Origin of the sequence: Methanoregula boonei 6A8, from assembly GCF_000017625.1 — an archaeon.
In the GTDB taxonomy this organism is placed as follows: Archaea; Halobacteriota; Methanomicrobia; order Methanomicrobiales; family Methanospirillaceae; genus Methanoregula; species Methanoregula boonei.
Window position 1 is genome coordinate 2,016,014 of record NC_009712.1, and the last position, 24,353, is coordinate 2,040,366.

The 24,353-nt window shown below is 53.0% G+C and carries 29 protein-coding genes and 1 tRNA gene; 12 read left to right on the forward strand and 18 right to left on the reverse strand.

Translation table 11 applies throughout. From position 1 onward, the window contains the following. Positions 1–32 precede the first annotated feature (32 nt). From MBOO_RS10160 to MBOO_RS10195, 9 genes are all read right to left on the reverse strand, one after another. Complete coding sequence (locus tag MBOO_RS10160) at positions 33–791, reverse strand: proteasome assembly chaperone family protein (RefSeq protein ID WP_012107520.1); 759 nt, start codon at positions 789–791, stop codon at positions 33–35. Continuing rightward, positions 788–952 (reverse strand): H/ACA ribonucleoprotein complex subunit NOP10, encoded by a 165-nt coding sequence (locus tag MBOO_RS13610; RefSeq protein WP_012108040.1) that lies wholly within the window; start codon positions 950–952, stop codon positions 788–790. The genes MBOO_RS10160 and MBOO_RS13610 overlap by 4 nt, the downstream gene beginning before the upstream one ends. Further along, complete coding sequence (locus MBOO_RS10165) at positions 949–1,740, reverse strand: translation initiation factor IF-2 subunit alpha (protein ID WP_012107521.1); 792 nt, start codon at positions 1,738–1,740, stop codon at positions 949–951. The genes MBOO_RS13610 and MBOO_RS10165 overlap by 4 nt, the downstream gene beginning before the upstream one ends. Before the next feature lie 7 nt (positions 1,741–1,747). Continuing rightward, positions 1,748–1,936 (reverse strand): 30S ribosomal protein S27e, encoded by a 189-nt coding sequence (locus MBOO_RS10170; protein WP_012107522.1) that lies wholly within the window; start codon positions 1,934–1,936, stop codon positions 1,748–1,750. A 6-nt stretch (positions 1,937–1,942) separates the two neighbouring features. Then, positions 1,943–2,221, reverse strand: a complete 279-nt coding sequence (locus MBOO_RS10175; RefSeq protein WP_012107523.1) for a 50S ribosomal protein L44e — start codon at positions 2,219–2,221, stop codon at positions 1,943–1,945. Between the two features lie 217 nt (positions 2,222–2,438). Beyond that, on the reverse strand, positions 2,439–3,173 hold the full coding sequence (locus tag MBOO_RS10180) for a hypothetical protein (protein WP_012107524.1): 735 nt from the start codon (positions 3,171–3,173) through the stop codon (positions 2,439–2,441). Positions 3,174–3,199: 26 nt separating this feature from the next. Next, positions 3,200–4,324 carry a DNA primase small subunit domain-containing protein gene (locus tag MBOO_RS10185; protein ID WP_012107525.1) on the reverse strand — a complete coding sequence of 375 codons (1,125 nt, stop codon included), beginning with the start codon at positions 4,322–4,324 and terminating at the stop codon, positions 3,200–3,202. Next, positions 4,321–5,901: a tRNA uridine(34) 5-carboxymethylaminomethyl modification radical SAM/GNAT enzyme Elp3 gene (locus tag MBOO_RS10190; protein ID WP_012107526.1), complete on the reverse strand. Its 1,581-nt coding sequence runs from the start codon at positions 5,899–5,901 to the stop codon at positions 4,321–4,323. Before MBOO_RS10190 ends, MBOO_RS10185 begins: the two co-directional genes overlap by 4 nt. Before the next feature lie 3 nt (positions 5,902–5,904). After that, on the reverse strand, positions 5,905–6,183 hold the full coding sequence (locus MBOO_RS10195; RefSeq protein ID WP_083756205.1) for a UPF0058 family protein: 279 nt from the start codon (positions 6,181–6,183) through the stop codon (positions 5,905–5,907). A 56-nt stretch (positions 6,184–6,239) separates the two neighbouring features. Between MBOO_RS10195 and MBOO_RS10200 the strand changes: the two genes are divergently transcribed. Continuing rightward, on the forward strand, positions 6,240–7,169 hold the full coding sequence (locus MBOO_RS10200) for an ADP-ribosylglycohydrolase family protein (protein ID WP_232385600.1): 930 nt from the start codon (positions 6,240–6,242) through the stop codon (positions 7,167–7,169). A gap of 159 nt (positions 7,170–7,328) precedes the next feature. Here the strand turns inward: MBOO_RS10200 and MBOO_RS10205 are convergent, their stop codons facing one another. Beyond that, a complete protein-coding gene (locus tag MBOO_RS10205; protein ID WP_012107529.1) occupies positions 7,329–7,775 on the reverse strand; it encodes a UPF0179 family protein in 447 nt (148 codons plus the stop codon). A 36-nt stretch (positions 7,776–7,811) separates the two neighbouring features. Next, positions 7,812–8,891, reverse strand: coding sequence for an NAD(P)-dependent glycerol-1-phosphate dehydrogenase (locus MBOO_RS10210; RefSeq protein WP_012107530.1), 1,080 nt, complete (start codon positions 8,889–8,891; stop codon positions 7,812–7,814). A gap of 11 nt (positions 8,892–8,902) precedes the next feature. Here MBOO_RS10210 and MBOO_RS10215 point away from each other — a divergent pair, with 11 nt between their 5' ends. From MBOO_RS10215 to MBOO_RS10230, 4 genes are all read left to right on the forward strand, one after another. Further along, positions 8,903–9,769 (forward strand): DUF63 family protein, encoded by an 867-nt coding sequence (locus MBOO_RS10215; protein WP_012107531.1) that lies wholly within the window; start codon positions 8,903–8,905, stop codon positions 9,767–9,769. Beyond that, positions 9,762–10,355 (forward strand): stage II sporulation protein M, encoded by a 594-nt coding sequence (locus tag MBOO_RS10220; protein ID WP_012107532.1) that lies wholly within the window; start codon positions 9,762–9,764, stop codon positions 10,353–10,355. The genes MBOO_RS10215 and MBOO_RS10220 overlap by 8 nt, the downstream gene beginning before the upstream one ends. 28 nt (positions 10,356–10,383) lie before the next feature. After that, positions 10,384–11,820: a proline--tRNA ligase gene (gene proS / locus MBOO_RS10225; protein WP_012107533.1), complete on the forward strand. Its 1,437-nt coding sequence runs from the start codon at positions 10,384–10,386 to the stop codon at positions 11,818–11,820. Between the two features lie 146 nt (positions 11,821–11,966). After that, on the forward strand, positions 11,967–12,923 hold the full coding sequence (locus tag MBOO_RS10230) for a hypothetical protein (protein ID WP_157677674.1): 957 nt from the start codon (positions 11,967–11,969) through the stop codon (positions 12,921–12,923). Positions 12,924–13,018: 95 nt separating this feature from the next. On the opposite strand, the gene MBOO_RS10235 is transcribed toward MBOO_RS10230, so the two are convergent. From MBOO_RS10235 to MBOO_RS10245, 3 genes are all read right to left on the reverse strand, one after another. Beyond that, the gene (locus MBOO_RS10235; protein WP_012107535.1) at positions 13,019–13,474 is read right to left on the reverse strand and encodes a hypothetical protein; all 456 of its coding nucleotides are present in this window, start codon (positions 13,472–13,474) and stop codon (positions 13,019–13,021) included. Positions 13,475–13,639: 165 nt separating this feature from the next. Further along, positions 13,640–13,948 carry a hypothetical protein gene (locus tag MBOO_RS10240; protein WP_012107536.1) on the reverse strand — a complete coding sequence of 103 codons (309 nt, stop codon included), beginning with the start codon at positions 13,946–13,948 and terminating at the stop codon, positions 13,640–13,642. A gap of 6 nt (positions 13,949–13,954) precedes the next feature. Next, positions 13,955–14,848: an Mrp/NBP35 family ATP-binding protein gene (locus MBOO_RS10245; RefSeq protein WP_012107537.1), complete on the reverse strand. Its 894-nt coding sequence runs from the start codon at positions 14,846–14,848 to the stop codon at positions 13,955–13,957. Between the two features lie 333 nt (positions 14,849–15,181). Here MBOO_RS10245 and MBOO_RS14175 point away from each other — a divergent pair, with 333 nt between their 5' ends. After that, positions 15,182–15,265 (forward strand): hypothetical protein, encoded by an 84-nt coding sequence (locus tag MBOO_RS14175; protein ID WP_232385651.1) that lies wholly within the window; start codon positions 15,182–15,184, stop codon positions 15,263–15,265. A gap of 38 nt (positions 15,266–15,303) precedes the next feature. Here MBOO_RS14175 and MBOO_RS14180 read toward each other — a convergent pair whose 3' ends face one another. After that, positions 15,304–15,546 carry a hypothetical protein gene (locus MBOO_RS14180; RefSeq protein ID WP_232385601.1) on the reverse strand — a complete coding sequence of 81 codons (243 nt, stop codon included), beginning with the start codon at positions 15,544–15,546 and terminating at the stop codon, positions 15,304–15,306. A 48-nt stretch (positions 15,547–15,594) separates the two neighbouring features. Between MBOO_RS14180 and MBOO_RS10250 the strand changes: the two genes are divergently transcribed. Further along, positions 15,595–16,773 carry a deoxyguanosinetriphosphate triphosphohydrolase family protein gene (locus tag MBOO_RS10250; RefSeq protein ID WP_012107538.1) on the forward strand — a complete coding sequence of 393 codons (1,179 nt, stop codon included), beginning with the start codon at positions 15,595–15,597 and terminating at the stop codon, positions 16,771–16,773. Positions 16,774–16,994: 221 nt separating this feature from the next. On the opposite strand, the gene MBOO_RS10255 is transcribed toward MBOO_RS10250, so the two are convergent. Further along, on the reverse strand, positions 16,995–19,118 hold the full coding sequence (locus MBOO_RS10255) for a protein kinase domain-containing protein (RefSeq protein WP_012107539.1): 2,124 nt from the start codon (positions 19,116–19,118) through the stop codon (positions 16,995–16,997). Positions 19,119–19,191: 73 nt separating this feature from the next. After that, entirely contained in the window at positions 19,192–19,977 is a 786-nt protein-coding gene (locus MBOO_RS10260; RefSeq protein WP_012107540.1) for an FHA domain-containing protein, read from the reverse strand. A gap of 244 nt (positions 19,978–20,221) precedes the next feature. On the opposite strand from MBOO_RS10260, the gene MBOO_RS10265 reads away from it, so the two are divergent. After that, positions 20,222–20,491 (forward strand): hypothetical protein, encoded by a 270-nt coding sequence (locus MBOO_RS10265; RefSeq protein ID WP_048068444.1) that lies wholly within the window; start codon positions 20,222–20,224, stop codon positions 20,489–20,491. Between the two features lie 429 nt (positions 20,492–20,920). Here MBOO_RS10265 and MBOO_RS10270 read toward each other — a convergent pair whose 3' ends face one another. Then, complete coding sequence (locus MBOO_RS10270; protein ID WP_012107542.1) at positions 20,921–21,844, reverse strand: hypothetical protein; 924 nt, start codon at positions 21,842–21,844, stop codon at positions 20,921–20,923. Positions 21,845–22,060: 216 nt separating this feature from the next. Between MBOO_RS10270 and MBOO_RS10275 the strand changes: the two genes are divergently transcribed. From MBOO_RS10275 to MBOO_RS10290, 4 genes are all read left to right on the forward strand, one after another. Next, positions 22,061–22,131: transfer RNA gene (locus MBOO_RS10275), tRNA-Gly, on the forward strand. Between the two features lie 9 nt (positions 22,132–22,140). Then, entirely contained in the window at positions 22,141–22,818 is a 678-nt protein-coding gene (locus MBOO_RS10280; RefSeq protein ID WP_012107543.1) for a DUF5612 domain-containing protein, read from the forward strand. After that, the gene (locus tag MBOO_RS10285; RefSeq protein WP_012107544.1) at positions 22,818–23,390 is read left to right on the forward strand and encodes an L-threonylcarbamoyladenylate synthase; all 573 of its coding nucleotides are present in this window, start codon (positions 22,818–22,820) and stop codon (positions 23,388–23,390) included. The genes MBOO_RS10280 and MBOO_RS10285 overlap by 1 nt, the downstream gene beginning before the upstream one ends. Positions 23,391–23,407: 17 nt before the next feature. After that, positions 23,408–24,331: a DNA polymerase subunit beta gene (locus MBOO_RS10290; RefSeq protein ID WP_048068445.1), complete on the forward strand. Its 924-nt coding sequence runs from the start codon at positions 23,408–23,410 to the stop codon at positions 24,329–24,331. The last annotated feature ends 22 nt before the right edge of the window (positions 24,332–24,353 follow it).

The window sequence follows — 24,353 nt, forward strand, 5'->3', positions numbered from 1 at the left end:
ACAATCCGGGATTCGGCAAAAACAGGATCAAATCAACCTATATAACTGAGTTCTTCATCGTGCTGGTTCTTTTCGCTTTCAAGAAGACCCTGCACGACTTTCTCCATTTCGGCCGCGCGGTCATTGAGCTGCGTGGGATCCACCGGCACGGCAATAAGTTTTGAGAGGACACAAAGAACGCTTGCAGCGCTCATAGGGTCAACAACGTACCCGCTCGTTTCACCCATCAGGCAGACGGCATCGATCCCCCGCAGACCTCCCATCCCCAGGAGGAGCCCGGCCGCACCAACGATTCCTCCGCCGGGTTCGTCGCGATCAAAGGTCACACCGGCCTCTGAGACCTCATTTTTAAGATCTTCCCGGTTGGCAGCACCGAAAACCCGGGGTGCGGACACGAGGTGACCAACGCCAAAACCACCCAGCGTGTAGATCCGCTTTACACCCAGTTCGGCTGCAGTGTCGAGGTACGCGTCCGCCATGAGATAGTGACCCTCGTTTGAGGTGCTCTGGAAATCGCCCACAAGAAAGACCACATGCCGGTTTTCCGCCAGGTATAAGTAGAGTTCGTTCCGCGGCAGACGAGAGATACCGTTTTCGTCAAGGATTACCTGTGGGGGAAAGTAGATCGCATGGATCTCACCAATTTTTTTTGCGCCGAGCATATGGACCATGTACTCGGCAACAAGTTTTCCCACCTGACCGATGCCGGGCAGCCCCACGACAAGGATCGGATCTGCAAGGTTTTTATCCGTGAAGGTATCGCAGTAACGGATGCTGATATCGTCGATCATGGCTCAAACCGGCCCCCGGCGATTCGCCGGTACCGGCCCAATCGATCTTGGATAGAAAAACGCGCCGGGTGCGCAACTGATGTAGATCCGCCGCATACCGGACACTGCAGAGAAAGAGTATAGGTATGATCAGTACCGCAGCGGCGGATTTTACCACTCATTGGCTTTTCCCGGACTTGGGCTTCTTGACCAGCTTGCCCTCGCCGCCGCTCTTCTCAACAACGGCAATGGCAGCGTTTGCTGCCTTTTCAAGCGCTTTTTCCGCTTTCTTGTAATCGGCAGCGGTAACCTTGATCCGGTAGATCGGCGCACCCAGGTACAGCAGTTCGATATCGGCTCCCGCCGTCTTTGCGTCGCTTGCCTTTTTTAAGGCATTCCGGATAACCATCACGCCGTCAGATTCAGCAGACGTCAGAACAAGCTGGCCGGTCACTTCGACTCTTGGGATTTTGACACTCTCGTGGGCGATATGAATCAGGGCTTCACTTGCCTTTTTGGAGAGGCCCAGCTTCCTGATCGTTGCGTCGCTGTCAAGGACTACATCTTCAAAAACCGCATAGAGTTCCCCGTATTTATCGAGGATAACATCCTCTATCGCTGTGGCAGGTTCCCCGGATTTTTCCGCAACAAATCCAATCCACTTGCGTGCCTTGGACTCGTTCTTCCACTCGCGAATCTTCTCGCGCCTTTGGTGGTCGTTGACGTCTTTTAAAGAAAGGTCAATGTGGCCACGGGTCCGGTCAACGTTGAGAACCTTGCAGACGATTTTCTGGCCCTCACGGATGTGGTCACGGATATATTTTATCCAGCCGGTTGCGATTTCAGATATCGGGATGAGACCCTGCCTGCCGTTGTACTCGTCAAGCGATACGAACGCTACGAAATCCTTGACATTTTCTACGGTACAAACAACCAGTTCCGCTTCCTGAGGCCACTCCCTGTCCGGCATGAATTGCTCACTTGAACTCTGAGATGATCTCAGCCTTTAGGTTCGCCTTTCCACCTGTGGGGGTCGCGAGATCGCGCCCGCAGACAACACATTTGACAGTTGTACTTGCCTTTGAAAAGACGGTCTGCTCGTTGTCGCAGTCCGGGCACTTTACCTTTAAAAAGCTGCTCCGGTTTGCTCGTGCTTCACGTACCATAATCACTCACTCCGTTAATTCGAATTTGGCAACCCTGAAGCCCTTGCGCAGGTGTGCTTTTCCGCAGGTGGTGCAGCGGTACCTGACATTGATCTTCTTTGTGGGCTTATCGCCACCGGGGACTTTCGAGAACTTGCCCATGTTACCCACTTTGCCTCTGCGTGCCTTCTGGCGGTCGATCCAGTGGAGGCCGGTCGTCTTGCTCTTCTTGACCTTCTCCACCTCGTGGATCTGGTGATTCCGGCAAAAAGGACAGTAAGTTTTGAATTTCGCTGGCATCTTCATAATAATTTCACCGATCGTACTGGATATTGAATCCCAGTATTATTGGCTAAGGTTCATATTTAAGATATGGGTTTCCGGCAGTACTCAGGCACTGTTCAGTCCCACCATTATGCAATTCTCATCGTGGCGAAGAGTGTTTAGGTTTTGGCGCCGGGATGTTAAAAAAGATTCGGATACTCCCGTCACCTGTGAACAAGTTAAATGGGAAGAGGGGGGGTTATTTACAGCTCGGAAGCAAGATCGGCATCACAATCCCGCGGTCGCTGAGCACCGCGGCGTTCCTCTCGGGCAGGGTCACAATATCGCCCCGGGTAAGTGTATAGGTTCTCCCATCGATCCCCATGAAGGAGTCCATGTCTGCACGTACCCGCACAAGCAGGTAGTGCGGCATGAGGGCCGGTGAGTCAGACGCAGGCGTCGGGGAGTCACGGGAGGGTTCACCAGCTCCTCCAGCTTCGGTCGAGGCCAGTTCGTAAGCAGATTCCCAGTCATCATCGCTTGTATCTGTCGGAGTCGCGACCGTAAGTGCAGCGGCTGGATGAGAGGCCACCGGTGCCGGCACAGCGACAAGCGGCTGCTTCTCGTTTTTCAGGAGTGCCCCCTGGCAGGCTGCCAGATCTGCTGCGATCTGCTCGAACATGGTGCGCTCAGCCGGCAGCATCCTTTTGACCTCCTCGCGGTCATAGTAGTTACCCTCTGCATGCATGAGGGTAAGGGCAAGGATTTTACGCGAACGGATCGAGAAGAGTTCGTGCATGGTTTCTTTCATGGCGATCGTCTCTTCGATGAGAGCCCGGGCTTCGTCGGAGAGCGGATCCTCTATTGCATAGACCTTCTTTAAGAGTGCGGCAATTTCAGCGTGAGTGCGGTCGAAGATATCCGGAGATACCTGTACCAGTTTGCCGGTCTCGCGTTCGGTGAGCAGGATGCTGCGCAGATCGTCAAATCCCATGGATGAGCGCCTCCGGGTTTGAAGGGTTATGCAATTTCCGCAATGCCGCGGCAGCAGAGGAAGACGCCCACGGCTTCGGGTACTGTAGAGATCCCTTTTTGGATCTGATAAGTGCTTCCCAGCATAGGCATGGCAAGCGGGAAGCGAGCGTCCACGCGGACCTCGCGGGCAGAAAAGACCACTGCATCCACAAGGGGATCAAAGTCAGGCAGATCCCGTAGTTCAAGTGGCTGGACCCGCATCCCGCTGCCGCCATGGATGGATGTTGGCATCCGGATCAGGCGCTTGATGTCCGTTGTGACCGGTTCATCTGCAAGCGCGGCTTTCTCGTTGAGCCGTTTCCGAAACTCCCCTTCAGTTTCGTGCACAACTGCTTTTATTACCCGGTCTTTGAGAAGAGTGGGATCGATTTCCCCGCTGAGCCCGGCAAGGATCTCTGCACGTTTTTTCAAAAACCCGGCTGCTGATTCTTTTCCCACGCCTTCAAGCGAAGTCAGATGTGCCATCGCCCCATCTTCGCTGAGCGTTCCGAGCCATCCGATATATTCCGCCAGCGCGCTGCGGAACCGGGCTGGCCACCCGGGCACCAGGCCCCCGTTCAGCAGCACGGCGGGATCTATCCCGATACCGCAGATGTAGTCAACCAGTTCCCGCCGCTCAGCACTCCCCCACCCGCGGAAGGCAAGATCCCGCACGTGCACGTGGTAGCCCCTCCCACCGGAAAAGACCAGCTCAATCTGTTTTGAATCGATCCCCAGCTCTTCAGTGAGCATGGCAAGCAGTTTCTCGGTTTCGGTTTTGACCCGGGAGAGCATCTGGTCGTAGGGCCCCTTGACAATATGATCCGCATCGAGATCGAAGATCAGGTCGGCCCCACACCAGCCTTTCTCGGCCATGGTAGGCGCATCCGGTTTCTCATAGTACGCGCTCGAGTAATACACATGAGAGGGGACAAGGTTCCTGATGTAATCAAAAAGCTCCGTACGTTCAGGGAATGCGATATGTCGGCGCATCCGCAGCTCGGCGGCCCCCGGGTTAAAAAGGACAAAACCCCATTCACGCTGGGCAAGAGATGAGGGCGAAACTAGCATGGCCTTGCGATAGTACTCCGCAAAACGCTGCCGCACAAACTCCGTTGTCGCCGGGTTCATGGCATCTCCTTTACCATATAGGGCCCGTTGCGCTCATATCCCTGCCGCCGGTAATAGGGCCGGACTCCGATGCCGCTCATAATAGCCATACTCCCGAAGCCTGCGGCCTGTGCAATCTCCTCAGCCCGGGAGAGCAGAATCTTCCCAAAATTCCGGTGCTGATACTCCTCCTGTTCTGCCGCATCGATCCCCACCGGGACAAGGCTCCCGTATACGTGGAGCTCGCGGAGGAGCGCGGCACCGGCAATCTCAGGACGGAACTCGGCCGAGGGAAACCGGAGACGGGCAAACCCAATCAGAGAATCACCAGCTACAGCCGATATGAAATGTTCCATGCCCCCGCAGCACTCGTACCGGATCACCCGGATCTCCGCCTCATCTGCTGAGGGGAGACGGCCGATCTCCCGGCACCGGATGCAGCGGCAGCGCCGGCCCTGTGCGGCAAGCCGGTTCTGGGCCAGCTGCCGGAAATTGGAATGCCGGGATCCGGCCACGATCAGCTTGGCCGGGATATCGCGCTGCACCCTCGATAGGCGTGTGTACTCCGGGATGAGCATTTTTGCATATGCAATAAGATCGATAAGCGTCTCCTCATCGTACGGGGCATACCGCTTGAGTTCCCAGAGCTCCTCGATCTCTGAGCCGGGGGTGACCAGGGTCGGGTAGATCTTCAGGAAATCCGGCTTAAACCGGGGATCGGAGAAGAGAGTCTCGAACATTGCCTTATCTGCCGCGATGGTCGAATGCGGCAGATTTGGCATCATGTGGAATCCGACCTTGATCCCTGCGTCCCGCAGGAGCCGGTTTGCTTCCGCGGTGTCTGCAACCGTACATCCCCGACGGTTGAAGGCAAGTATCTCGTCATCCAGATGCTGGACGCCCAGCTCCACTTTGGTAACGCCAAGATCGAGCATCCGGTTGATATGTTCTTTCCTGCACCAGTCGGGGCGTGTTTCGAACGTGATCGCCACGCACCGGACATCTGATATCTCATTTGCTGACTGGACTCCTTCAACTGCCGGAGGGGAGGCTGCGGGCGTGTTTTCAGGATAGAGATTCATTGCTTCGATGCACCGGGCAACAAATTCATGCTGGTACTCAATCGGGCGGGCGGTCATGGTCCCGCCCATCACAATCAATTCCACCTTTTCCACCCGGTGCCCCAGCGTCTCGAACTGGCTGAGCCGCGCATGGACCTGGGCAAATGGATCGTAGCCATTCTCCCGGGCCCGCTTTGCTGCGGGTTCTTCCCCGGTGTAACTCTGGGGCGAGCTGAAAGGATGGGAAGGACCGCCCGGGCAGGGAAGGCACCGCCCGTGCGGGCATGGATACGGAGAGGTCATGACCGCAACCGGCGCAACTCCCGAGAGCGTCCTGGTGGGCTTGACCAGCAGGATACGCCGCAAAGTCTCCCGCTCATCAGGAGTGGCTGCGGCAAGTATCGCCGAATTCTTGGGAACCGCATTCAGCCGGTACTTCCGGCAGGTCTCGATCTTTGCGGCAACGATCCCGTTCTCACCTTGAGGATGGGAGAGGATGAGGGAGATGATCTCCCGAATCGCCAGCGCCTCATCCATGACTTAATGTTCGACTGCTACCTGCTGGGTTGCGGCAGTTACAGTCTCAGGAGAATAGTTCACCACATGCACGCGGTGGTGTCCGCTTATATGGGTTACAACCTCTTCACCAAGGGTGAGGAGGGCGTCTTTGTGGGCTTTTTTGTCTTTATGGATATGAACCGGCGATATTTCAAGGGCATCGTAGCGTTCGGTAGGAATCTCTTCGTTTGTAGTGCTCTCGTAGTACTTCCTGATGTGAACCATCAGCATATGCAGATGCAGTAACTCTTCCTTTTGCACACTATCGCCTTCTCTCTGAAAAGTTAATTTTTCTGTACGGCAGATATACCTTTTTGGTGAGATTTATAAGAGAATACATTCACCCTAGGGGATTGCTGGCAGGACTCGCAATTGGGGACGCATTGGGTGCGCCTTTAGAGGGATCTCCGCAATCTGAAGCCTGGGTAACAAATATGCGGCCCGGCGGGCGCCATTTCCGGAGGGCCGGTCAGTACACGGACGACACCCTCCAGGCACTTGCGGTCGCGGAATCGCTTATTGCATGCGAGAGATTCGACCCGTCAGACCTCGTACAACGTTTTCTTTCCGGATACCGCAAACGGCCGGAATGGTACGGCCCTACCTCATCTGCTTTTTTCGATCTGGTTGGTTCCGGTACCCCGCCTCACCATGCCGCGTGGCTGGTCCACCGTCGCAATGGGGGGAGCCGGACAAACGGGAGCGTTATGAGAGGTTTTCCGCTTGGGATCTTTTACCCGGCTGACCATGCATATACCATCAGCATAGACTGCTCCCGGATCACGCACTACGACACGGTGGCCGCTCACTGCTCCGCATGGATGACCATGATGGCAGCAGACCTGTGCCGGGGCGCGACCCGGAGACGGGCTTTTATGCATGCACGCTCGCGGTGCCTGAATGCGGAAGTGCTTGCGGTCCTAGGCAGTTTCGAGCGGTACCCCCGTATCCCCTCTCTGGACGCCGTACAGTGTGCACACGCGGCGCTTTCGTGTTTCATGAACGCCAGGACATTTGAAAACGCACTCCTTGCCGCAGTCAATCTTGGCGGAGACGCGGATACCGTGGGGGCCTGCTGCGGGGCGCTTGCCGGGGCATACTGGGGTATGAACGCCGTACCGGAGCGGTGGAGCCGGATGATTGAGGGGTACGACGAGCTGATCCGTATTGCAGGGGCGTTGTGGGAGAGTCGGGAAGACCGGAAAGAACAGAGGTGGCGTGCGGATAACCGCGAGTTCTTACCATAATCTACTCTGGTGGGGGAGGTTTCAGACAACAAGTTGAAGCCCTGGGAACATCAGGGTAATCTCCAAGAAGGATAAGCAGAGTATACCGGGCTGATCTGCACGGCCACATTTCACACACTTATGCCAAACGCAAGGGAAGAAAAAGGGCAATTTAAAGGATCACGCAGGCCTGATCTCGACCAGCTTGAGGGCCCGACCCTTGCCGCAGATATCGGACGCGTTGCCCAGAACATCGGCAACCACGTATTTTTCACCCTCAACCACACCATCAGGCCGGCAGAGGGAATAGCTCCGGCACTCAGTTTTGTTGCAGGAGAACTCCACCTTTATTTTGGAGTTGATCATTGCCATATCTGCAGAAATGAGCATGGTAACTGGCGCCTCCATTACTTCGACAGCGGTCGCACCGTTCAGATGGACAGCACAGTCATGATGAGTACTCCGCACCGTGATGATCCGGTACCGGTGTCCCCGGTTAAGATTGTTACACGCTTTTTTGACCTTGCAGGTTTCGCATTCCGGAGACTCGCCTTCGTACACAAACTCGGTGCCGGGTTTTGCAAGCACCGTCCCCACAAGCGTCACTTTGGTTTTTGTCTCAGCCATGACAAACCTCCTGCATCCTTCTTTACGGGGATATAATCAATCCGCATAAAGCATCTGGATAAGCTTCTCCGCGGAGTCCCGGGTAATACCCATGTCAAAGATGGTAAAGCGCTCCGGGCGGATAGTCTTTGCCATAAGGAGCGCCTCTACCGCAATCTCATCCGCTATGCCAACGTCAGTCGGTGTTACCGGGGCACCGATCGTCCGGAGGGACTGACGGATTCCCCGCCAGTCGCCCCCATGGAGATACATCGATATGATCGTCCCTATCCCACAGCTTTCACCGTGAAGAGCTTTATTGGGGGCAAGCCGGTCGAGCGCATGGGAGAATTTATGCTCGCCGCCGCTGGCCGGCCGGGACGATCCGGCAATGCTCATAGCCACCCCGCTCGACACAAGGGCCTTGGTGACAAACCATGCCGATTGTTCCTGGTTTGGCCGGATGAGATCGGCATTCTTCACCAGAATCTCTGCAGTCATTTTGGAAAGGGCCACTGCATATTCACTCATGGGTTCACCCTTGATCCGGTGCGCCATCTCCCAGTCAAGGATCGCTGTGTAATTGGAGATCACATCAGCGCACCCGGCCGCAAGGAGACGGTGAGGGGCAGATGCAATGATGCAGGTATCTGCAATGATCGCTATGGGGGGATGAGCTTCAAGGGAAACGTTACCTTCGCCGGTAGGTACCGATGCCCGGGCTGATGCAATGCCATCGTGGGAGGCAGCGGTTGGTACCGACACGAACTGTCGATCAAGGTTGTACGATACGATCTTTGCCGTATCGATAACCCGGCCGCCTCCGACACCGATCACAAAGTCTACGTCCTTTGCCGCCTTCTCGGCATCCTTGATAACAGCCGGGCTGATCTCATCGGAGATATAGACCATTACGTCACAGGTCTTCCCGATCACATCCTGAACCGTTTTTCCGGCCCGGTCCATCGTGTTTTTGCCGGAGATCAAAAGGGCGGACCTGCCCAGTTTGAGATCTTCGCACACAGGAGCGATCTGGCCGAGGACATCGTGACCGATCACCACGTCACGGGGTAACTGCATCCATTTGGACTTGTCAAAGACCTTCTCTTTGAGTAATTTTATAGCATCTGGGCTCATCCGGATTATGAATGATTAGTGATTTCCTATACAAATATTACATCGATCCAGTAAAATACGGTGAACCCTACAATATTGTTGAAACACTGACTTACGCGATCATCCTTATCATAGGAGTATATTTACTGTACCGGTGGTTCTCTAACTCTGCATGGCTCTTGGATCATGGGATAAAGCTTGATTCCTCATTTATCCTTGCCACGCTGCCCTATGTTGTGCTTGGCGGCGTGCTCCGGGTGATCCAGGATACCGGGATGGTTGGGGGGGACTGGCAGTACCTGATCGTCACTCCCCCGATCTACTTTGTACTGTTCTTCTTTACCCTCGCAATGATTTTTATCGGAGGTACCCTGAAGAAAAACGGACTTATAAAAGATTTCCTGTCATTCTATGCATTCATTGGCTGCATGTCGGTTTTTGTCGTATCGCTTATCCTTCTTTCATGGGGTATGGCCCACGCTCATGTTGATCTATTCATCCTTGCGATAATCCTGCTTATGGCCCTTGCGGCAACAGTGCTGGTGTGGGGCTTCATGAGATATATCCTCTCTTGGGAATATGTGCAGGATCCTCTCTATATTGCTCTTATTTTCGGGCAGATGCTGGACGCAAGTGCCACCAGTTACGGACTCACCTTCCACCCTGCCGTACATTATATAGAGCAGCACGTGGTCGGGTCTAACCTGATTGCAATGACGGGGACCGCGTTTGTCATGTACCCGCTCAAGCTGGTCATCCTCTTCCCGGCCATCTATATCATGCAACTCTACCGTAAGGAGGCAAATGCGACCTTCTGGCACCTGGTGCTCCTTGCAATGATCGTAGTCGGCCTTGCCCCGGGTATACGTGATATGATCCGGATGGTCCTGTATGTCTGATTCCGGTGTCCCGACCATCCAGATGAGATTCCTTTTAAGGACAACCGCAACGGTCACCATTCTTATTTTTATCATCTCCCTGATTGCAGGATGGATCGGAACCCTGCACAACCCTGCAATAGGTAACGAGCTCCTTGCCCTCTTCGAGAAAGAGATCGCAGGTCAGATTACGATGGATAACCCGGCTAACATGTGCATGATGATCTTTGCAAATAACCTCGAAGCCTGCATCCTGCTCTTTCTGGGGGGGGCCACATTCGGCATCCTGACGCTCATAATCCTGAGCCTGAACGGGATCGTAATCGGTGCAGTCACCGAGATCATCAGCAAAGGGCATTCCATACTCTTTATTGCCGCCGCCATCATCCCCCATGGAATCTTCGAGATCCCCGCATTCATTATCGCATCCACGCTTGGATTCTGTATGGCACAGTCGCTGATCGCAGAGTGGTACGGGGTTGCCGATACCGCGGCCGATGCCCAGCGGTTCGCCCGGCTGTTTCTCTTGTATGTATTGCCCCTTATCACCGTCGCAGCAATTGTCGAGGCTTTTATTACGCCGGCAATCATACAAATGGTAGCATAACCGCAAAATATCCGAGGGTACAATTATCATGGAAACAGACACGGGCGCCCTGCCAAAAAAGCAGGATTTTTCTGAATGGTACAACGAGATTCTGTGGCGTGCGGAGATCATGGATGTCCGCTACCCGGTAAAAGGACTCTATGTCTGGTTTCCGTACGGATTTGCGATTCGCAAGTTCGTGTACCAGCACCTTCGCGAACTGCTTGACCGGGATCACAAAGAGACACTGTTTCCCCTGCTTATCCCGGAACAGGAGTTCATGAAAGAGGCCGAGCACATCAAGGGATTTGAGGATGAAGTCTACTGGGTCACCCACGGCGGCACTACACCCCTTGAAGTGAAACTGGCCCTCCGCCCCACAAGCGAAACTGCGATCTACCCGATGTTTGCTCTCTGGGTGCGCTCCCATGCCGACCTCCCTATAAAGATCTACCAGATTGTCAACACCTTCCGGTATGAGACCAAGCAAACACGGCCACTGATCCGGCTCCGCGAGATCACCTCGTTTATGGAATCTCATACGGTCCATGCAACCTGGGACGAGGCCGAAATCCAGGTAGAATCGGAGATCGCACTCACCCGTGAATTTTATCGGAACCTCTGTATCCCGATCATCATCTCAAAGCGTCCTGACTGGGACAAATTCCCCGGTGCTGATTACACGATTGCGGTAGATGCGATCATGCCTAATGGCAAGACGCTCCAGATCGGGACTGTCCACCATCTCGGCAATCATTTTTCCCGGACCTTCAATATCCAGTACGAGGACAAGAACGGGGAGCAGAAAGAGGCATATCAGACCTGCTACGGCATTTCGGAGCGCTGTATCGCAGCGCTGATCTCCCTCCATGGGGATGACAAGGGTCTGATTCTCCCACCGACGGTCGCGACGTTCCAGGTGGTGATCGTTCCGATCACCATAGGGAAGCGCCACGAAGATGTGCTCGCAGCTGCAGGAAAACTCAAAAATGATCTCGAAAACGCCGGTCTCCGGGTCACACTCGATACGCGGGACCTGAGGCCCGGGGCGAAATATTACTGGTGGGAGATTCGGGGCGTTCCTCTCCGGCTCGAACTGGGGCCAAGGGATCTCGATTCCGGGAAAGCGATGGCAGTAACGCGGACGGGCGAGAAGACGACGATCTGCCTTGCGAATGCTGCGGAGGACACGACAAGCATTCTGACCGGGATCACGGATGCGATCCGGGCCAAAGCCGGGGAGCACACCAAATCCCATCTCTGCACGACGCACACCATGGACGGGCTGGACATCGCACTCAATGAAGGAAAGGTGGCAGTAGTGCACTGGTGCCGTGACCGGACCTGTGGGGACACTATTGAGGAAAAGGCCAACTCGAGCCTGCTCGGAACAGAGGTCAGGTCGGAATATATCGAAGCGACAGATGGGCCATGCATCATCTGCGGCAAACCAGGGAAAGCAACTCTCGTTGGCAGAACCTACTGATCCTATTTAACCGGTCAACTAACAGGCGAAACCATAGAGCGCGAGTCAGATTCCGGGCGTTAATGTTAAAAGAGAAAAAAACCCCCTATTTATACAAGCGGTTGCACCGGGCGATTGTAAGCCACGATGTGATCCTTGAGGCCCGTATGAACTCGACAATTCTGGCAGTTATTCTTCTTATATTGATTGTACTGCCAGTATCTGCTGATCTTACCGTAATTAATACGAGCACCCCCCAGACTATTGTAAAGGCAGATACGGTAACTCTCTCGGGGTCCGGTGCCCAGAATGGTTCGATTACTCTCTGGATTTTCGGGAGCAATTATTTTGCCACCATGACAACGACACCGGATAAAAAAGGGAATTATACCTTTACGCTCAAGCCGGCAGATACAAACCGGTTCTCCCCGGGAAAATATGCTTTCCTGATTCAGGATCCCGGAGCTAACCAGGTGTTTGAGATCGGGCCGCTATCCTGGTCTGATGGCAGCATCCGCATTTCAGACCGCGGAAAAGTTGTAGAAAATATAGGTTCTCCGGCAACTTTTCCGGCTAATATTGTGCCGGTGGCCGAGACTGTTCTTAATGCTTCAGACAGACCCGATGTGGATGATATTTTTACCCCGTATTATTTTTACGTGGAGGAGCCTACTATCCACTTCAACCGGGAAAATAGTGCCGGAAGCCTGCCCGACCAGACCACTGGTGAAGCACTACTCATCACCGGAACCACAAACATTGGAACCGAAAACCAGCTCCAGGTCAGCGTCCGGAATGCAACATCGGGAGATCTGGTCACCTCACAAACTATCCCGGTGGTGGAAGGTGCCAATACCAACCAGTGGACCTATTCACTCAACGAACCGGGCCTTCCGCCCGGTTCATATACGGTGACTGTTGGAGAGCAAAAGTACACAACCAAAGGCAGCGCATCAGCACAGCTCATGATCCGGGAATATCTGATTGCTGGCAACTCTTCCTTTATCCCTCAACCGGAACTTCCCCCGGGGACAACACCCTTTGATGTTCTTCTCCCCCTCCTGATCAGCGGTGCTGCTCTTGCCATTATCGGGATCATTATGCTCGTATCGTTGCGAAAGTAACAGCACTCCCTTTTTTGGCAACGGCATTATATATCAGGATCGCAGACTTTTTCGCCAGCTTTGACGAAATCAGAAAGCACTATCAGAAAAAAGGATCAGCACCGGTCACAAAAATACCGGGTATATACTTTTGTGGAGCGCATATCTCCGTGAATTTCCTTTTTTCCGCCACGGAAAAAGAGTCGGTTGCACTTGGCGCATTTCTTGGGACGAAGTGCATCCAACATACCCATAGGAAGCTCGAGGGAGAAATCCGATTTTGTCCATTCTTCGCGGGGCTTCTCAGCGTTTTGTTCATAGGTGCTGAGAAGATCCATGATCTGGGAAGGGGGAACCCCTAAGTCCGCAAATTTCTTAAATACAAAATAATTGAAGATTAGCCACGAAAGATCGGAACGATCGAGAATGCCGTCGTACTCGCCAATGGACTCTTCGAAGTCCTCCAGTGAACAGCCGCACAGCGGGCATTTGCCACCCACCAGCTCGTCGAGGAACACCTCTTCCTGACAACCCGGGCAAGTGGTATGAGGGGCATGCATGCGTGACGTCATAGGTAACCTTTTCGTTTGTATTCACTTTGCGGATGCAGAAAGATCGCATGAAGATTGTCTCAGATTGGATATATCTGCCTGATCATACATGATACGGACGGACACTTATAGATATCATCCGTGCATATCCTCCCCGATAAGAGGTTTGTGGCACCTGATATCGTTTCACGAGGTCTCAGGCTCCTGAGGCTCCATGACAAGGGTTCCAAAGATCACTTTTTCGAGAACCTGGGCAACGTAACGGATATACATAGCCTTCTCCAGATCCTCGTTTCTGTGGACATCTGCATAGATCTGGAGACGCAAGAGCGCAAAACGGAACTGGTCAAGGGTCTCGTCATCGAGCTTCATTGCCTGACGGTACACCGGTTCCAGCAGATCGGGAAATACCTGAGGACTCTCCAGACAGGCAATAACCGGTTCATAAATGGGAAGCGGGGCTGATTTCCCGGAAAGGATCCGAAGGAAGTCCATGCCGGCTTATCCCTCGACCACTTTGATAAGCGCTTCCATAACCTTGTCCACGCTCGCCCATGTTGTACTGTCGCCACGCCGGATAATGAACGGTCTGCCCTCATCACCTGCCTTACGCATATCAATATCGATCGGAATTGCCCCAAGGAACGGAACCGAGAACTCATCGGCAATCTTTTTACCGCCGCCTTTGCCAAAAAGGTCGATCTCCTGACCGCAGTGGGGACAGACCATCCCGCTCATATTCTCAATAACGCCAAGCACAGGGAGGCCGAGTTTTTCCACGAACTTGATGGCTTTTTTTGAATCCAGTGTGGCAACGTCCTGAGGAGTGGTCACGATCACGGCACCGCGCACGTTGGGTGCAAGCTGAGCAATCGTGAGAGCCTCATCCCCAGTGCCCGGGGGAAGGTCCACGACAAGGTAGTCCAGGTATCCCCAGTTTACATCAGTGAGGAACTGGTTGATCGCCGCCATCTTCATGGGCCCGCGCCAGATAATCGGTGTGCTTTTATCCGGCAGGAGAAATGCCATGGAAATAACCGAAAGGGCACCGGTTACCCGGACCGGTTCAATCTTGGTACCGATAGTCGAGAGCTTGTACTCTTCTATCCCGAGCATCTTTGGGATATTGGGGCCATGCATATCCAAGTCAAGGAGCCCGACTTTTTTACCGTGGCTGGAGAGCGCGTAGGCAAGATTTACCGATACTGTCGATTTTCCTACACCGCCTTTTCCCGAAAGCACCAGAATAACGTGCTTTACATCGATGTCCGCTTTGGGGGGCAGGCCTGGCTTTGCATCGGAGCAGGTTCCTGCCGTCGCGCAGCTGGAGCATTCGTGGGAGCAGGTATCCTTCGTGGGTTTTTCCGGCAGGGCGCCGGTAGATTTCTTTGCCATGGTTGCCTCTGAAGTACAGTAAGAGTACTTCTTTCCTGTTGTATTCACCTTGTGAGACAATAAACATGCGGAGAGGGCAACCGGCATGCATGAGGGGAGGTGAAGGAGTGCCCGTTCATAAGCGGGAAATGAACGAAAGATCGAGTAAATCGTGATGTATGACATCGTTGTGTATGATCAAAATTTTATGGACTGTGCCCTTGATGATGCAAGAAGAGGGGAAATGTAATTATGGAATCATTAAGTGTACGGATTTCCGTTAAAAGCCTCCCGAGCGCATACACATGCGCTGGAGCGAACAAATAACCTGAGATCGAAGTCGGGCGTGTAAACGTGCAACACGCAAAATGCCTTGCCCTCATCTGTACGGATCCTGATGCCCCGGGTGGCAGGGGATTCATTCACTGGATAGCCTGAAAAATAGTACTGGCAAGACTCATACCGGAGAAAATCCTTCAGGACCCCGAGGTGACCTTCCCGATCCGGGCGGTCCGGGGAACCAACAGTTTTGGGACAATCGGGTACTTCGGCCCCTGCCCGCCCCATGGGAAGACCCCCGGAACTTCTTCAAGGTTTACGGGCTCGATACAGAACTTGATCTCGCACCCGGTGCCGCCAAAGACCAGTTGGTTGAAGCGATGAATGGGCAGGCCATCCTGTACTGGGAGACCTTTGTCACGTAGTGACGGTAACGGCACGACAGTCGTCAGCCTTAATGCCCCCCGCCCCCTAAATTGACACTACGCATGGTAAAGCAGAGAGATCAGGACCCGGATCGCAACGCAGCAATTTTCCGGTACACACGCGAACGCGAGGCTCTTCTCTCTCCTCGTGCCTCGCGCAGCGACCAGGCGCTGAGACGCAAGAGCCGCAAGCCGGAAGATATACGCACCCCGTACTCCCGGGACGCGGACCGAATCCTCCATACCCGGGCGTACACGAGGTACATTGACAAGACTCAGGTTTTTTACCTTGTTGAAAACGACCACATCACCCACCGGGTTATCCATGTCCAGCTCGTTTCGAAGATCGCCCGCACGATCGGCCGGTGCCTGCGCCTCAACGAAGACTTGATCGAGGCGATCGCGCTCGGACACGATATCGGTCACATACCTTATGGGCATTTCGGCGAGGCCTGCCTTTCGGACCTCTGCCTGGAGCACGGGATCGGGAAATTTGCCCATAACGTTCAGAGCGTAAGATCCCTGGACAGGATTGAGGATCAGGATCTGACCATGCAGGTACTGGACGGGATCCTTTGCCATAACGGGGAAGCCGAGGATTTGCGTATGTCCCCGGAATCCTGCCCGGACTGGGCAACTTTTGATCGGAAAGTCTGCGCAAACGAGACAGGTGGGCGGCCTGGATCTCCGATGACTCTTGAGGGATGTGTGGTAAAATTTGCCGATACGATTGCATATATTGGCCGCGATCTCCAAGATGCACAAGAAGTCGGGCTTATTAAAAATCCCGGTGAGATTCCGCAGGAATGCCAAGAGGTATTTGGATCAGATAACCGCGCTATAATCGATACCCTGATTCGTGATCTACTGGAGAACAGCGATGCGGATGATAAATGTTTTATCTCCTACAGCAGGGAGGTAGAACATGCACTCGCTACACTCCGGGCATTCTCCCGGCACACCATTTACAATAACCCGAAACTGACCGCGGAGCGGGAAAAGATCCGAACGATGTACCGGGTTCTGTTCTTAACCTATCTTTCCGATATAGAATCCGATCGGCGCAGCTCAAAAATATTCTCTGATTTTATTAATGCCCCATGGGTTAATCGGGAGTACCTTCACACGACCCCGCCTGCCGGGCTCACCCGTGATTTTATTTCCGGGATGACCGATCGCTATTTCCTGAAACGATTCGAGGATTGTGTAATTCCCCACAGAATCGAAGGGGCATTTCGGTGAGGGGGGCATTAGTCGTACTTTCCTTTAGGATGAAACCATCCAGTAAAACCACAATAAAGGCAACCCACTCCTTCGCACTCGGGACAGACTTTCTTGGGTGCCTGCACAAGAACGGTACCGGTCCCATTGCAATAGGAACAGCCTAGTCCGCCGCAATGTCCGCAGATTGCTGGTTCGTAAGTTACCCAATCAGTTACCATCACAATTTTGACCGCGATTCTTTATTCATCGTCCTCATCAAGATAACGGGAAAGAGCATTAAGCAATTCGTCAGCGGACTGGTACCGGTCCGCAGGATTTTTTGCAAGACATTTAAGGATAATTTTTTCCACGACTTCCGCATCGGGATTGTACTCGGTGGGAGGGAGGGGATCATCCCGAACAATAGCGTTTCCAACTTCAACAATGCTGTCCCCGCCAAAGGGGATGGACCCCGTGACCAGCTCGTAAAAGAGCGCCCCCAGTTGGTATATATCGGTACGGATATCAGTTCTGCCAAACTCGGCCGGGGAGACCTGTTCAGGTGCAGCGTACGAAAGAGAGAAACCGGCAACATTGGATTTGTCCATGGTAGTTGCGATGACTTTACTCATGCCCCAGTCAGTGATCTTGGGAACAAAATCGCTGGTTACAAGGATGTTGTGCGGCTTGATGTCACGATGAATGATTCCGTGGGTATGGGCGTATGCCAGACCGTCTGCTATCCCGTGCACCAGATGAACCGCCTTCCAGACCGGAAGGGGTTTTTCCACGGACTCCAGGGAACCGGGCACATATTCCATTTCCACATAGGGAACCGGGAGGATGTTAACCTCCAGCACTTCGACAATATTTTTGTGACGGAGTGTCTGCCATGCAGCAATCTCGTTAAGGAAACATTTACCGGTCACTTCATCAAAGCTGATCGGTATCTTGACTGCTACGAGAAGGTTATCGGATTTTCGATGCGCGGCAAAGACCTGCGCCACGCCCCCCCGGCCGATATGCCGGATGTCACTATACCTGCTCTCAAGTTCCGGCGGGAAGTAAAACTTCGATCCTGCTGAGGGCAGAGCTGATTCCCGAGAGGCAGTGATCACTTCGGTCTCAAGGGCAGGAACGGTCTCCATAGGGCCGGTGTCGAGAGGGGGCTTACTATATACTAAGGATTCGTCAACGTGGTGTGATGCGTGAACCTGACGAGACGGAGTATCGTCGATATTTACCGGGGCAGAGAGTACCTGACCTTTATGCTGTGAACGGGACCGGATGAAGAGCATCCCCCCAACTCCAACAATACCGATCAGGATTATAATTATGACCAGAGTTACGAGATCCCTGCCGGGGTGGCTCCCAGGCAGAGAAGTACTCTCCTCGGGAATTGATACTTGTCCGGTGGCAGGTGCAGTTACTGAGGGGGATGATGGCGGGGTAATCGTCCCTGTCCCGGATGCCGCCGAACTGATCTGCAGATAATAATCAATAGGATCCATGAGGGGAGCCGGATCGATTTCGTTGCCAGAGCCGGCATTTCCAGAAATCCGGGCAGATTCAGAACGTATGATATACGATGCATCACCTACCCCATCAGAGTTCTGATCTCCGGTCCCCCGGTAATCACTCCAGTAATTTCCCAGTTGCCGGGTAAACGATCGTCCCATATACGTATAGGTCAGACTTGACGGCGATTCCCACTGCTGGCCGCTGCCCCGGGACACAACATTTACCGTATTGGAAAAGGAGTTAAGGTAGATCGTGTTAGCACCGGAGAGCTCATCAATGGATATCCCGATAGCATTGTTTGTCAGCCGGTTCCCATAGATCAGGTTACCCTGGGCATCCTTGAGCACAATGCCCGCCCGGCTGTTGGCAGTTATCGTATTTCCGGTCACCCAGTTGCTATTTGTAGAAGAGAGCTGGATCCCTACTGCATTACCGGTAAGAGTGTTGTTGGAGATCGTATTCCCGTTCGAGGCAACTAGAATCCCGCTCGCCTCCGCACTGTTCCGGATAACAAAACCCTGAACGGAACAATTGTCAGCATCGATCTCAACAGCGGTTCCTTTCCTTCCGGGATCTATAACCGGCGCTCCTCCACCGGTATCCATCCCAATCAGCGTGATCCTTTTATCGATTTTGACTGTCCCCGGGTAGGTCCCGCTCTTCACCACAATGGTATCGAGAGGCGACGCCCATGTCACTGCATTCTGGATACTGGTAAAGCTGCCTCCGGATGGTGCAACCACGTATTCCGCTCCTGCAGCTGGAGGGACAAAAGATGCGATAATAAGCAATACCGCTGCGCTGATAATAAGGATCCATGCCGGGATGCAGGTCTTAATGGGGTCAATTCTTTTCTGGATCATGGCTCATTCATGGGTGGAGGCAAAGGGTGAAGGGGGGGAAGAATCTGTTACATTATTAGAAGGATTACTTATATTATGGGCTTTTGGGGATAATTAACAGCATCTTTGTCCCGGCCGGGCCTTTTGCCAGTTCCAGCAGATCGCCATCGTGAATCTGGACGGGGGTATTGCGCTCCAGTCGCGCATTGTTCAGCATCGATCCACCGGTACTCCCACAATCTTCATAATACCATCCGTCTTTTCTCTGGAGGAATCTGCCGTGAGGTTTTGAGATCCGGGTGACCGCAGTATAGGATCCGGAAATTTCAACATCGCTGTCTCCGGTTGCCCCGGCGGGGCGTTCGGGATCGCTGCGCCCGACCCGTACTCCGTCGTTCCTCAACAGGAATGTTTTGCCATCATCATGACCGCCAAGGATAATTACTGCGGGAACATTCCCGAGCACTTCCTTGGAGAGAGTATTTTTGACCGATTCCAGCCGACGTGATATTTCCCCACCGATAATCTGGACTCTGGTGTTGGAGAAGAGTCCGAGATTCCGGATAATGGATTCAAGACCTCCTGGGACAAGAGAATACTGCCAGACCGGGTGAATCCCTTTGGACGTCGGGGAGCCTAAACCAGCCTCCTTTTTTATCACACCAATACTCATGAGTTTGTCCAGATGTTTCTTGGTATTTTCATAGCTGGTCTCAATCTCATGGGAGATAGCCCGCGCATCCCGGGGTTTCTTTTCGAGAAACTTAACAATCCTCAATCGGGCGCTGCTCGATAAAACATCGAGATATTCCGAGAGTTCATCGAGAGAATCCTCCGTATCCTCAACGACAATTGTGGGAGACTTGTCTGCCGGGTCCATATTCTTCCTGAGAGATACGTTGCTTTGTCCTCCTATAACCCTATGCACGTTCCAAGCCCGGATTCACTGAATCCGATCATGATTACACAATAAGGTTATTGTATAACCCGCGGGTTCAATGGTCTAACCGGCTTCATGGGGGCAATATAAGTGACGCTGCATGTAACTATGAGATCAGGTGATAGCCGGAAATGTTTTCGGTGTGTCACCGACCCATGAACAAAAAACGGATGGAGCACGTACAATGGACACCGGGAAGATCCTGATGGGAACAGCATTGGTCCTGCTCATGATCGGTCTTGTGGTACATCCTGCGAACGCTGCACAAACCGGTTGCATATACCCGGTTCAGCAGAACATTGACATCGGTGATTCTGGGCAGATCCCGACAGGCTGTAATGTATTCTGTGATCCCGGGGCCGGTTCATCCGTTCCCGCCACGCATTCGTACAAACGATTTATCATCAGTACTTGTGCATCATTCATTCCGGATGACCCGAAAATTACGGGATGAACAACCTGAAAGGTACAACAAGCAGCAGCACGAGCAAGACAAAACCGGGAAGGACGCTCCCGCATGCGGCCTTTCCTCAAAAACCCTGATACACATCCTCCAGGCTTCATAAAAGCCACCCCCATACTCTTTTTAAGGACCCAGACTATTTTGTGCTCTATGAGTTCGTGAATCAGAAATGGGTGAACATCATTAAATCGATTTAAAATCGCATGTGTAAGATTTTGCGAAGTTCGTGCGTTTTAATGAATTTCACAAGGGGGGACGTAATCCATGGAGATCATGATGCACCACATCCCTCTCACTATTTCGTGATTCGCCAACCAACGAAATCATTACAAAATTGATCCGGCACAAGTAACGGCATCATTCAACGGAAAAAAGAAAAACCGGAGTTAAAAATGGAGCGTCCCTGACTTCCCCAAATGCTTATCTTTTCTTTTTCTGCACAGGGTGAATTATGGTGAAAAACCCTACAATTCCCACAGCGCTCACTGATACCCATCCCGGAATCGGAGATTTCTTTGTCGCCGTAGATATTGGCGTATATGTCACAAGCGGATGTGTCGTCGCAGTCTGATTAATAGAGTACGTTGGCTGGGTGATGACAGGTTGCTGGGTTTCCGTTACTGATGCGGCAGGTGCAGGAACAGTTAGCCGGACATTATCGATCCACCCTATTGCGTACAATCCCATAGTACCGTAATCGCCAACATTACCCAGATAGATCCTGTTCATTCCCTTGAGGGGGGATTGTGAAGTGATATAGTAACTCCAGAGAGGTTGACCGGTCTGTTTATTTGTAACCGTCTCGGTGATGATGTTTGTATCGTTGTTATAATCGACCTTGACATGGTATGTAGTATTCAATTCGAAGTTAACAGTCTGCCCGCCATAGGAAGATAGCTCACTGGTTACTTCTTCCTGAATGGCACTGGGGGAGACTGTGTGGAGCACCATAATCAGACCATTTTTATTATTGGTGAACGCAGTTATCACGTTGGGGCCCTTGTTGAAGTCCATATCGGTGCCGGTAAAGCCCAGTCTGAATGTGGCACCGGGATCCATTTGCACGAAGAGGATATCGTACTCCAGTGTGAATGATCCACCATTGAAACTGATTGCTGACGAGTATGCATAATTGCCGGTACTTGGCTCGATTCCAAAATGGTACATCTCCTGAGTGGAATCCCAGTAATCCGATGAAGGATTGTTGGTGGTCCACTGGGGATTTGATGCAAAGTTCTCCTGATAGAGAACGCCTGGTGTTGCCGAATCTGCCTGAACAGGACTTACCAGGGTGATGACTGCGGCAGCCAGCACCAGAAGCAGGAAAAAGCGGATGTTTCTCACGATGTGTACTCCCTTATAGATGTATGGTCAAACGGTGTGCGAATCCGTCCCGGAAATATGCCGGGCAGGAAGGTATCCGCAAGCAATGTATGCTTATAATGTTCTGCCGCCGTTCATAAAAATATCTCTAAATAACAGAACGTTCTCCTCTGGATCCGGGGGAGCACTATATTTATCTTCGAAATAAGGCAATATGATAGAGCAGAAAGTACTTTCGCGATAGTAGTCTAGCGGCAGGACAGGAGCTTCCCAAGCTTCTAACCCGGGTTCGATCCCCGGCTATCGCATTGGTTGGTATGGACGCGCAACCTGAACGCTGTGCAATGCGAATCATTGCGGAGAATACCAGTGGTGTTCTGCGGGATATCGCGACAGTTATTGCCGGCCATGGGGCAAATATCCTCATGATAAATCAGGAAATCTTTGATTCCGGCCCCTATGCCGGTCTTGGAGAACTCTATCTTGAGTACGAACCGGGTCCTGATCGGGAAAAGCTGGTGCGCGATCTTGAAGCAATAAAATCGGTCCGGGACGTAAAAAATTTCCAGCCATTTGGGGATATATTCGGTTCCCGGGTGATCATTATTGGTGGCGGGGCGCAGGTTGCTCAGGTGGCACTAGGTGCAGTAAATGAAGCGGACCGGCATAACATCCGGGGCGAGCGCATATCAGTTGATACAATCCCACTGGTGGGCGAACGTACACTTGCCCTTGCGGTTGACGCAGTCTCGCGACTCCCCCGCGCATCGATTCTCGTGCTCGCCGGTTCGATCATGGGTGGCGAAATCTCAAAAGCGGTAGATCGGGTGAGGGAAGCCGGTATTCCGGTCATTGCCCTCAAGATGGCGGGAACCGTACCGGAGCATGCCGATCTTGTAGTTACCGATCCAATCCAGGCCGGCGTATTTGCCGTGATGCAAGTGAGCAGCAAGGCAGTTTTCGATATTAACCGGGTCCGTGGCAGGGAATTCTAATGGATATTATCGAGCGCGCAGTCTCGGTACTGACACACGATGGCCTGATTGTGTACCCGACTGATACGCTGTATGGTCTTGGAGCTGATGCTTTTTCCGATGAGGCCCTGGAAAAGGTGTACGAGGCAAAGAAGCGGGATCTTTCAAAGCCGATATCAATAGCGGTCTCTGATTTCGAAATGCTTGCTGCGGTGTCGCATACCACTCCCTTTGCCGAGGAATTTATCGAACGATTCCTGCCCGGGCCGGTGACCGTGATTGTGCCGGTACGAAAGATGCTGCCCGAAATCCTGAGTGGGGGAACAGGGATGATCGGGATCCGGATCCCTGCCCACGGTGTTGCCCTCCAGATTATTGAGAAATTTGATGCGCCCATCACCGCGACAAGTGCCAACCTCTCCGGGGGAAAAGATCCGCAGACTCCCGAGGAATGTACCGTACCCCGGGATCTTTTCGTTGATGGAGGGAGACTTGCCGGGAAGCCCAGTACTGTCGTTGATCTGACCAAAAAAGAGATTGTCAGGCGCGGTGCCGAGGCGGATGCTATAGAGGCATTTCTGCGATCCGGCTGATCCCGGATGTGGTACCCGTGCTCCCTATCCGCCTGCGTGATTTTGTTGAGGATCCTGACGGCTGGATCTACGCCGTCTCCACGTATGACAATGACCGTAATGTCGGGTGTGTTCTCAGGTACGTGCCGGACAGCCAGGGAGACCGGGTAAACCCGGCCGGCCAGAGGTACCACAAGTACGATTTTGAAGACGCCTATGCGCGGATCGCACGCGAGAAACCGGCCTATGCCGGGTTGGTTCAGCGTATACCGGTTACCGATCTGCGCAGGGTATTAAAACCGGATGTGGAGATTTACCGGATAGCCACATCACATGATCGGGTCAGGAAACTGCTGCATCTTTTCGACCTCCCCCAGGGAACGATAGGCTGCACCGGCTCACTCCTGTGCGGTCTCGATAATGAGACCTCGGATATCGACATGGTAGTATACGGCAGGCACTGGTTTGATGCGCAGGCGCAGGTCAAACGCGGCATTGACGAGGGAAAGATCGAGGGCATGTCACAGGATATGTGGCGGAAAGTGTACAAAAAACGTAAACCGGAAATCCCCTTTGAGGCCTTTGTGCTTCATGAACAGCGGAAGTGGAACCGGGGGCAGATCGATGGCACCTACTTTGATATCCTGTATACCCGGACTTATAATGATTGCAAAGGGGTTCCTGCCGGGAAAGGCGAAATCCTGGGAAAAGAGACGATCGAAGCGCGGGTAACCGATGCGTCGCTTGCCTTTGATAACCCGGCGGTCTACTCTGTTAAACATGAATCCGTGAGTAAGGTTCTTTCGTTCACGCATACATACAGCGGCCAGGCCCTTCCCGGCGAAACCATCGAAGCCTGCGGCGTAGTGGAGCAGCACGGACATGAGCGCTGGCTCATTGTTGGCACGACCCGGGAAGCGCGAGGGGAATATATTATATCAAAAACACTGCTCGGACGGTAAGATCCTGTAAGTGCGCCGTTTT

What these genes read in the sequence shown, in the direction of transcription:
- MBOO_RS10180 (WP_012107524.1), bottom strand. Translation starts at nt 3,173, where the DNA reads ATGGGATTTGACGATCTGCGCAGCATCCTGCTCACCGAACGCGAGACC.
- MBOO_RS10175 (WP_012107523.1), bottom strand. Translation starts at nt 2,221, where the DNA reads ATGAAGATGCCAGCGAAATTCAAAACTTACTGTCCTTTTTGCCGGAAT.
- MBOO_RS10205 (WP_012107529.1), bottom strand. Translation starts at nt 7,775, where the DNA reads ATGGCTGAGACAAAAACCAAAGTGACGCTTGTGGGGACGGTGCTTGCA.
- MBOO_RS10265 (WP_048068444.1), top strand. Translation starts at nt 20,222, where the DNA reads ATGGACACCGGGAAGATCCTGATGGGAACAGCATTGGTCCTGCTCATG.
- MBOO_RS10280 (WP_012107543.1), top strand. Translation starts at nt 22,141, where the DNA reads ATGGACGCGCAACCTGAACGCTGTGCAATGCGAATCATTGCGGAGAAT.
- MBOO_RS10190 (WP_012107526.1), bottom strand. Translation starts at nt 5,901, where the DNA reads ATGGATGAGGCGCTGGCGATTCGGGAGATCATCTCCCTCATCCTCTCC.
- MBOO_RS10240 (WP_012107536.1), bottom strand. Translation starts at nt 13,948, where the DNA reads ATGGACTTCCTTCGGATCCTTTCCGGGAAATCAGCCCCGCTTCCCATT.
- MBOO_RS10165 (WP_012107521.1), bottom strand. Translation starts at nt 1,740, where the DNA reads ATGCCGGACAGGGAGTGGCCTCAGGAAGCGGAACTGGTTGTTTGTACC.
- proS (WP_012107533.1), top strand. Translation starts at nt 10,384, where the DNA reads ATGGAAACAGACACGGGCGCCCTGCCAAAAAAGCAGGATTTTTCTGAA.
- MBOO_RS10285 (WP_012107544.1), top strand. Translation starts at nt 22,818, where the DNA reads ATGGATATTATCGAGCGCGCAGTCTCGGTACTGACACACGATGGCCTG.
- MBOO_RS10230 (WP_157677674.1), top strand. Translation starts at nt 11,967, where the DNA reads ATGAACTCGACAATTCTGGCAGTTATTCTTCTTATATTGATTGTACTG.
- MBOO_RS10220 (WP_012107532.1), top strand. Translation starts at nt 9,762, where the DNA reads ATGTCTGATTCCGGTGTCCCGACCATCCAGATGAGATTCCTTTTAAGG.
- MBOO_RS10160 (WP_012107520.1), bottom strand. Translation starts at nt 791, where the DNA reads ATGATCGACGATATCAGCATCCGTTACTGCGATACCTTCACGGATAAA.
- MBOO_RS10250 (WP_012107538.1), top strand. Translation starts at nt 15,595, where the DNA reads ATGGTAAAGCAGAGAGATCAGGACCCGGATCGCAACGCAGCAATTTTC.
- MBOO_RS10170 (WP_012107522.1), bottom strand. Translation starts at nt 1,936, where the DNA reads ATGGTACGTGAAGCACGAGCAAACCGGAGCAGCTTTTTAAAGGTAAAG.
- MBOO_RS10185 (WP_012107525.1), bottom strand. Translation starts at nt 4,324, where the DNA reads ATGAACCCGGCGACAACGGAGTTTGTGCGGCAGCGTTTTGCGGAGTAC.
- MBOO_RS10260 (WP_012107540.1), bottom strand. Translation starts at nt 19,977, where the DNA reads ATGGACCCGGCAGACAAGTCTCCCACAATTGTCGTTGAGGATACGGAG.
- MBOO_RS10235 (WP_012107535.1), bottom strand. Translation starts at nt 13,474, where the DNA reads ATGACGTCACGCATGCATGCCCCTCATACCACTTGCCCGGGTTGTCAG.
- MBOO_RS10210 (WP_012107530.1), bottom strand. Translation starts at nt 8,891, where the DNA reads ATGAGCCCAGATGCTATAAAATTACTCAAAGAGAAGGTCTTTGACAAG.
- MBOO_RS13610 (WP_012108040.1), bottom strand. Translation starts at nt 952, where the DNA reads ATGAGTGGTAAAATCCGCCGCTGCGGTACTGATCATACCTATACTCTT.
- MBOO_RS10255 (WP_012107539.1), bottom strand. Translation starts at nt 19,118, where the DNA reads ATGATCCAGAAAAGAATTGACCCCATTAAGACCTGCATCCCGGCATGG.
- MBOO_RS10245 (WP_012107537.1), bottom strand. Translation starts at nt 14,848, where the DNA reads ATGGCAAAGAAATCTACCGGCGCCCTGCCGGAAAAACCCACGAAGGAT.
- MBOO_RS10215 (WP_012107531.1), top strand. Translation starts at nt 8,903, where the DNA reads ATGATTAGTGATTTCCTATACAAATATTACATCGATCCAGTAAAATAC.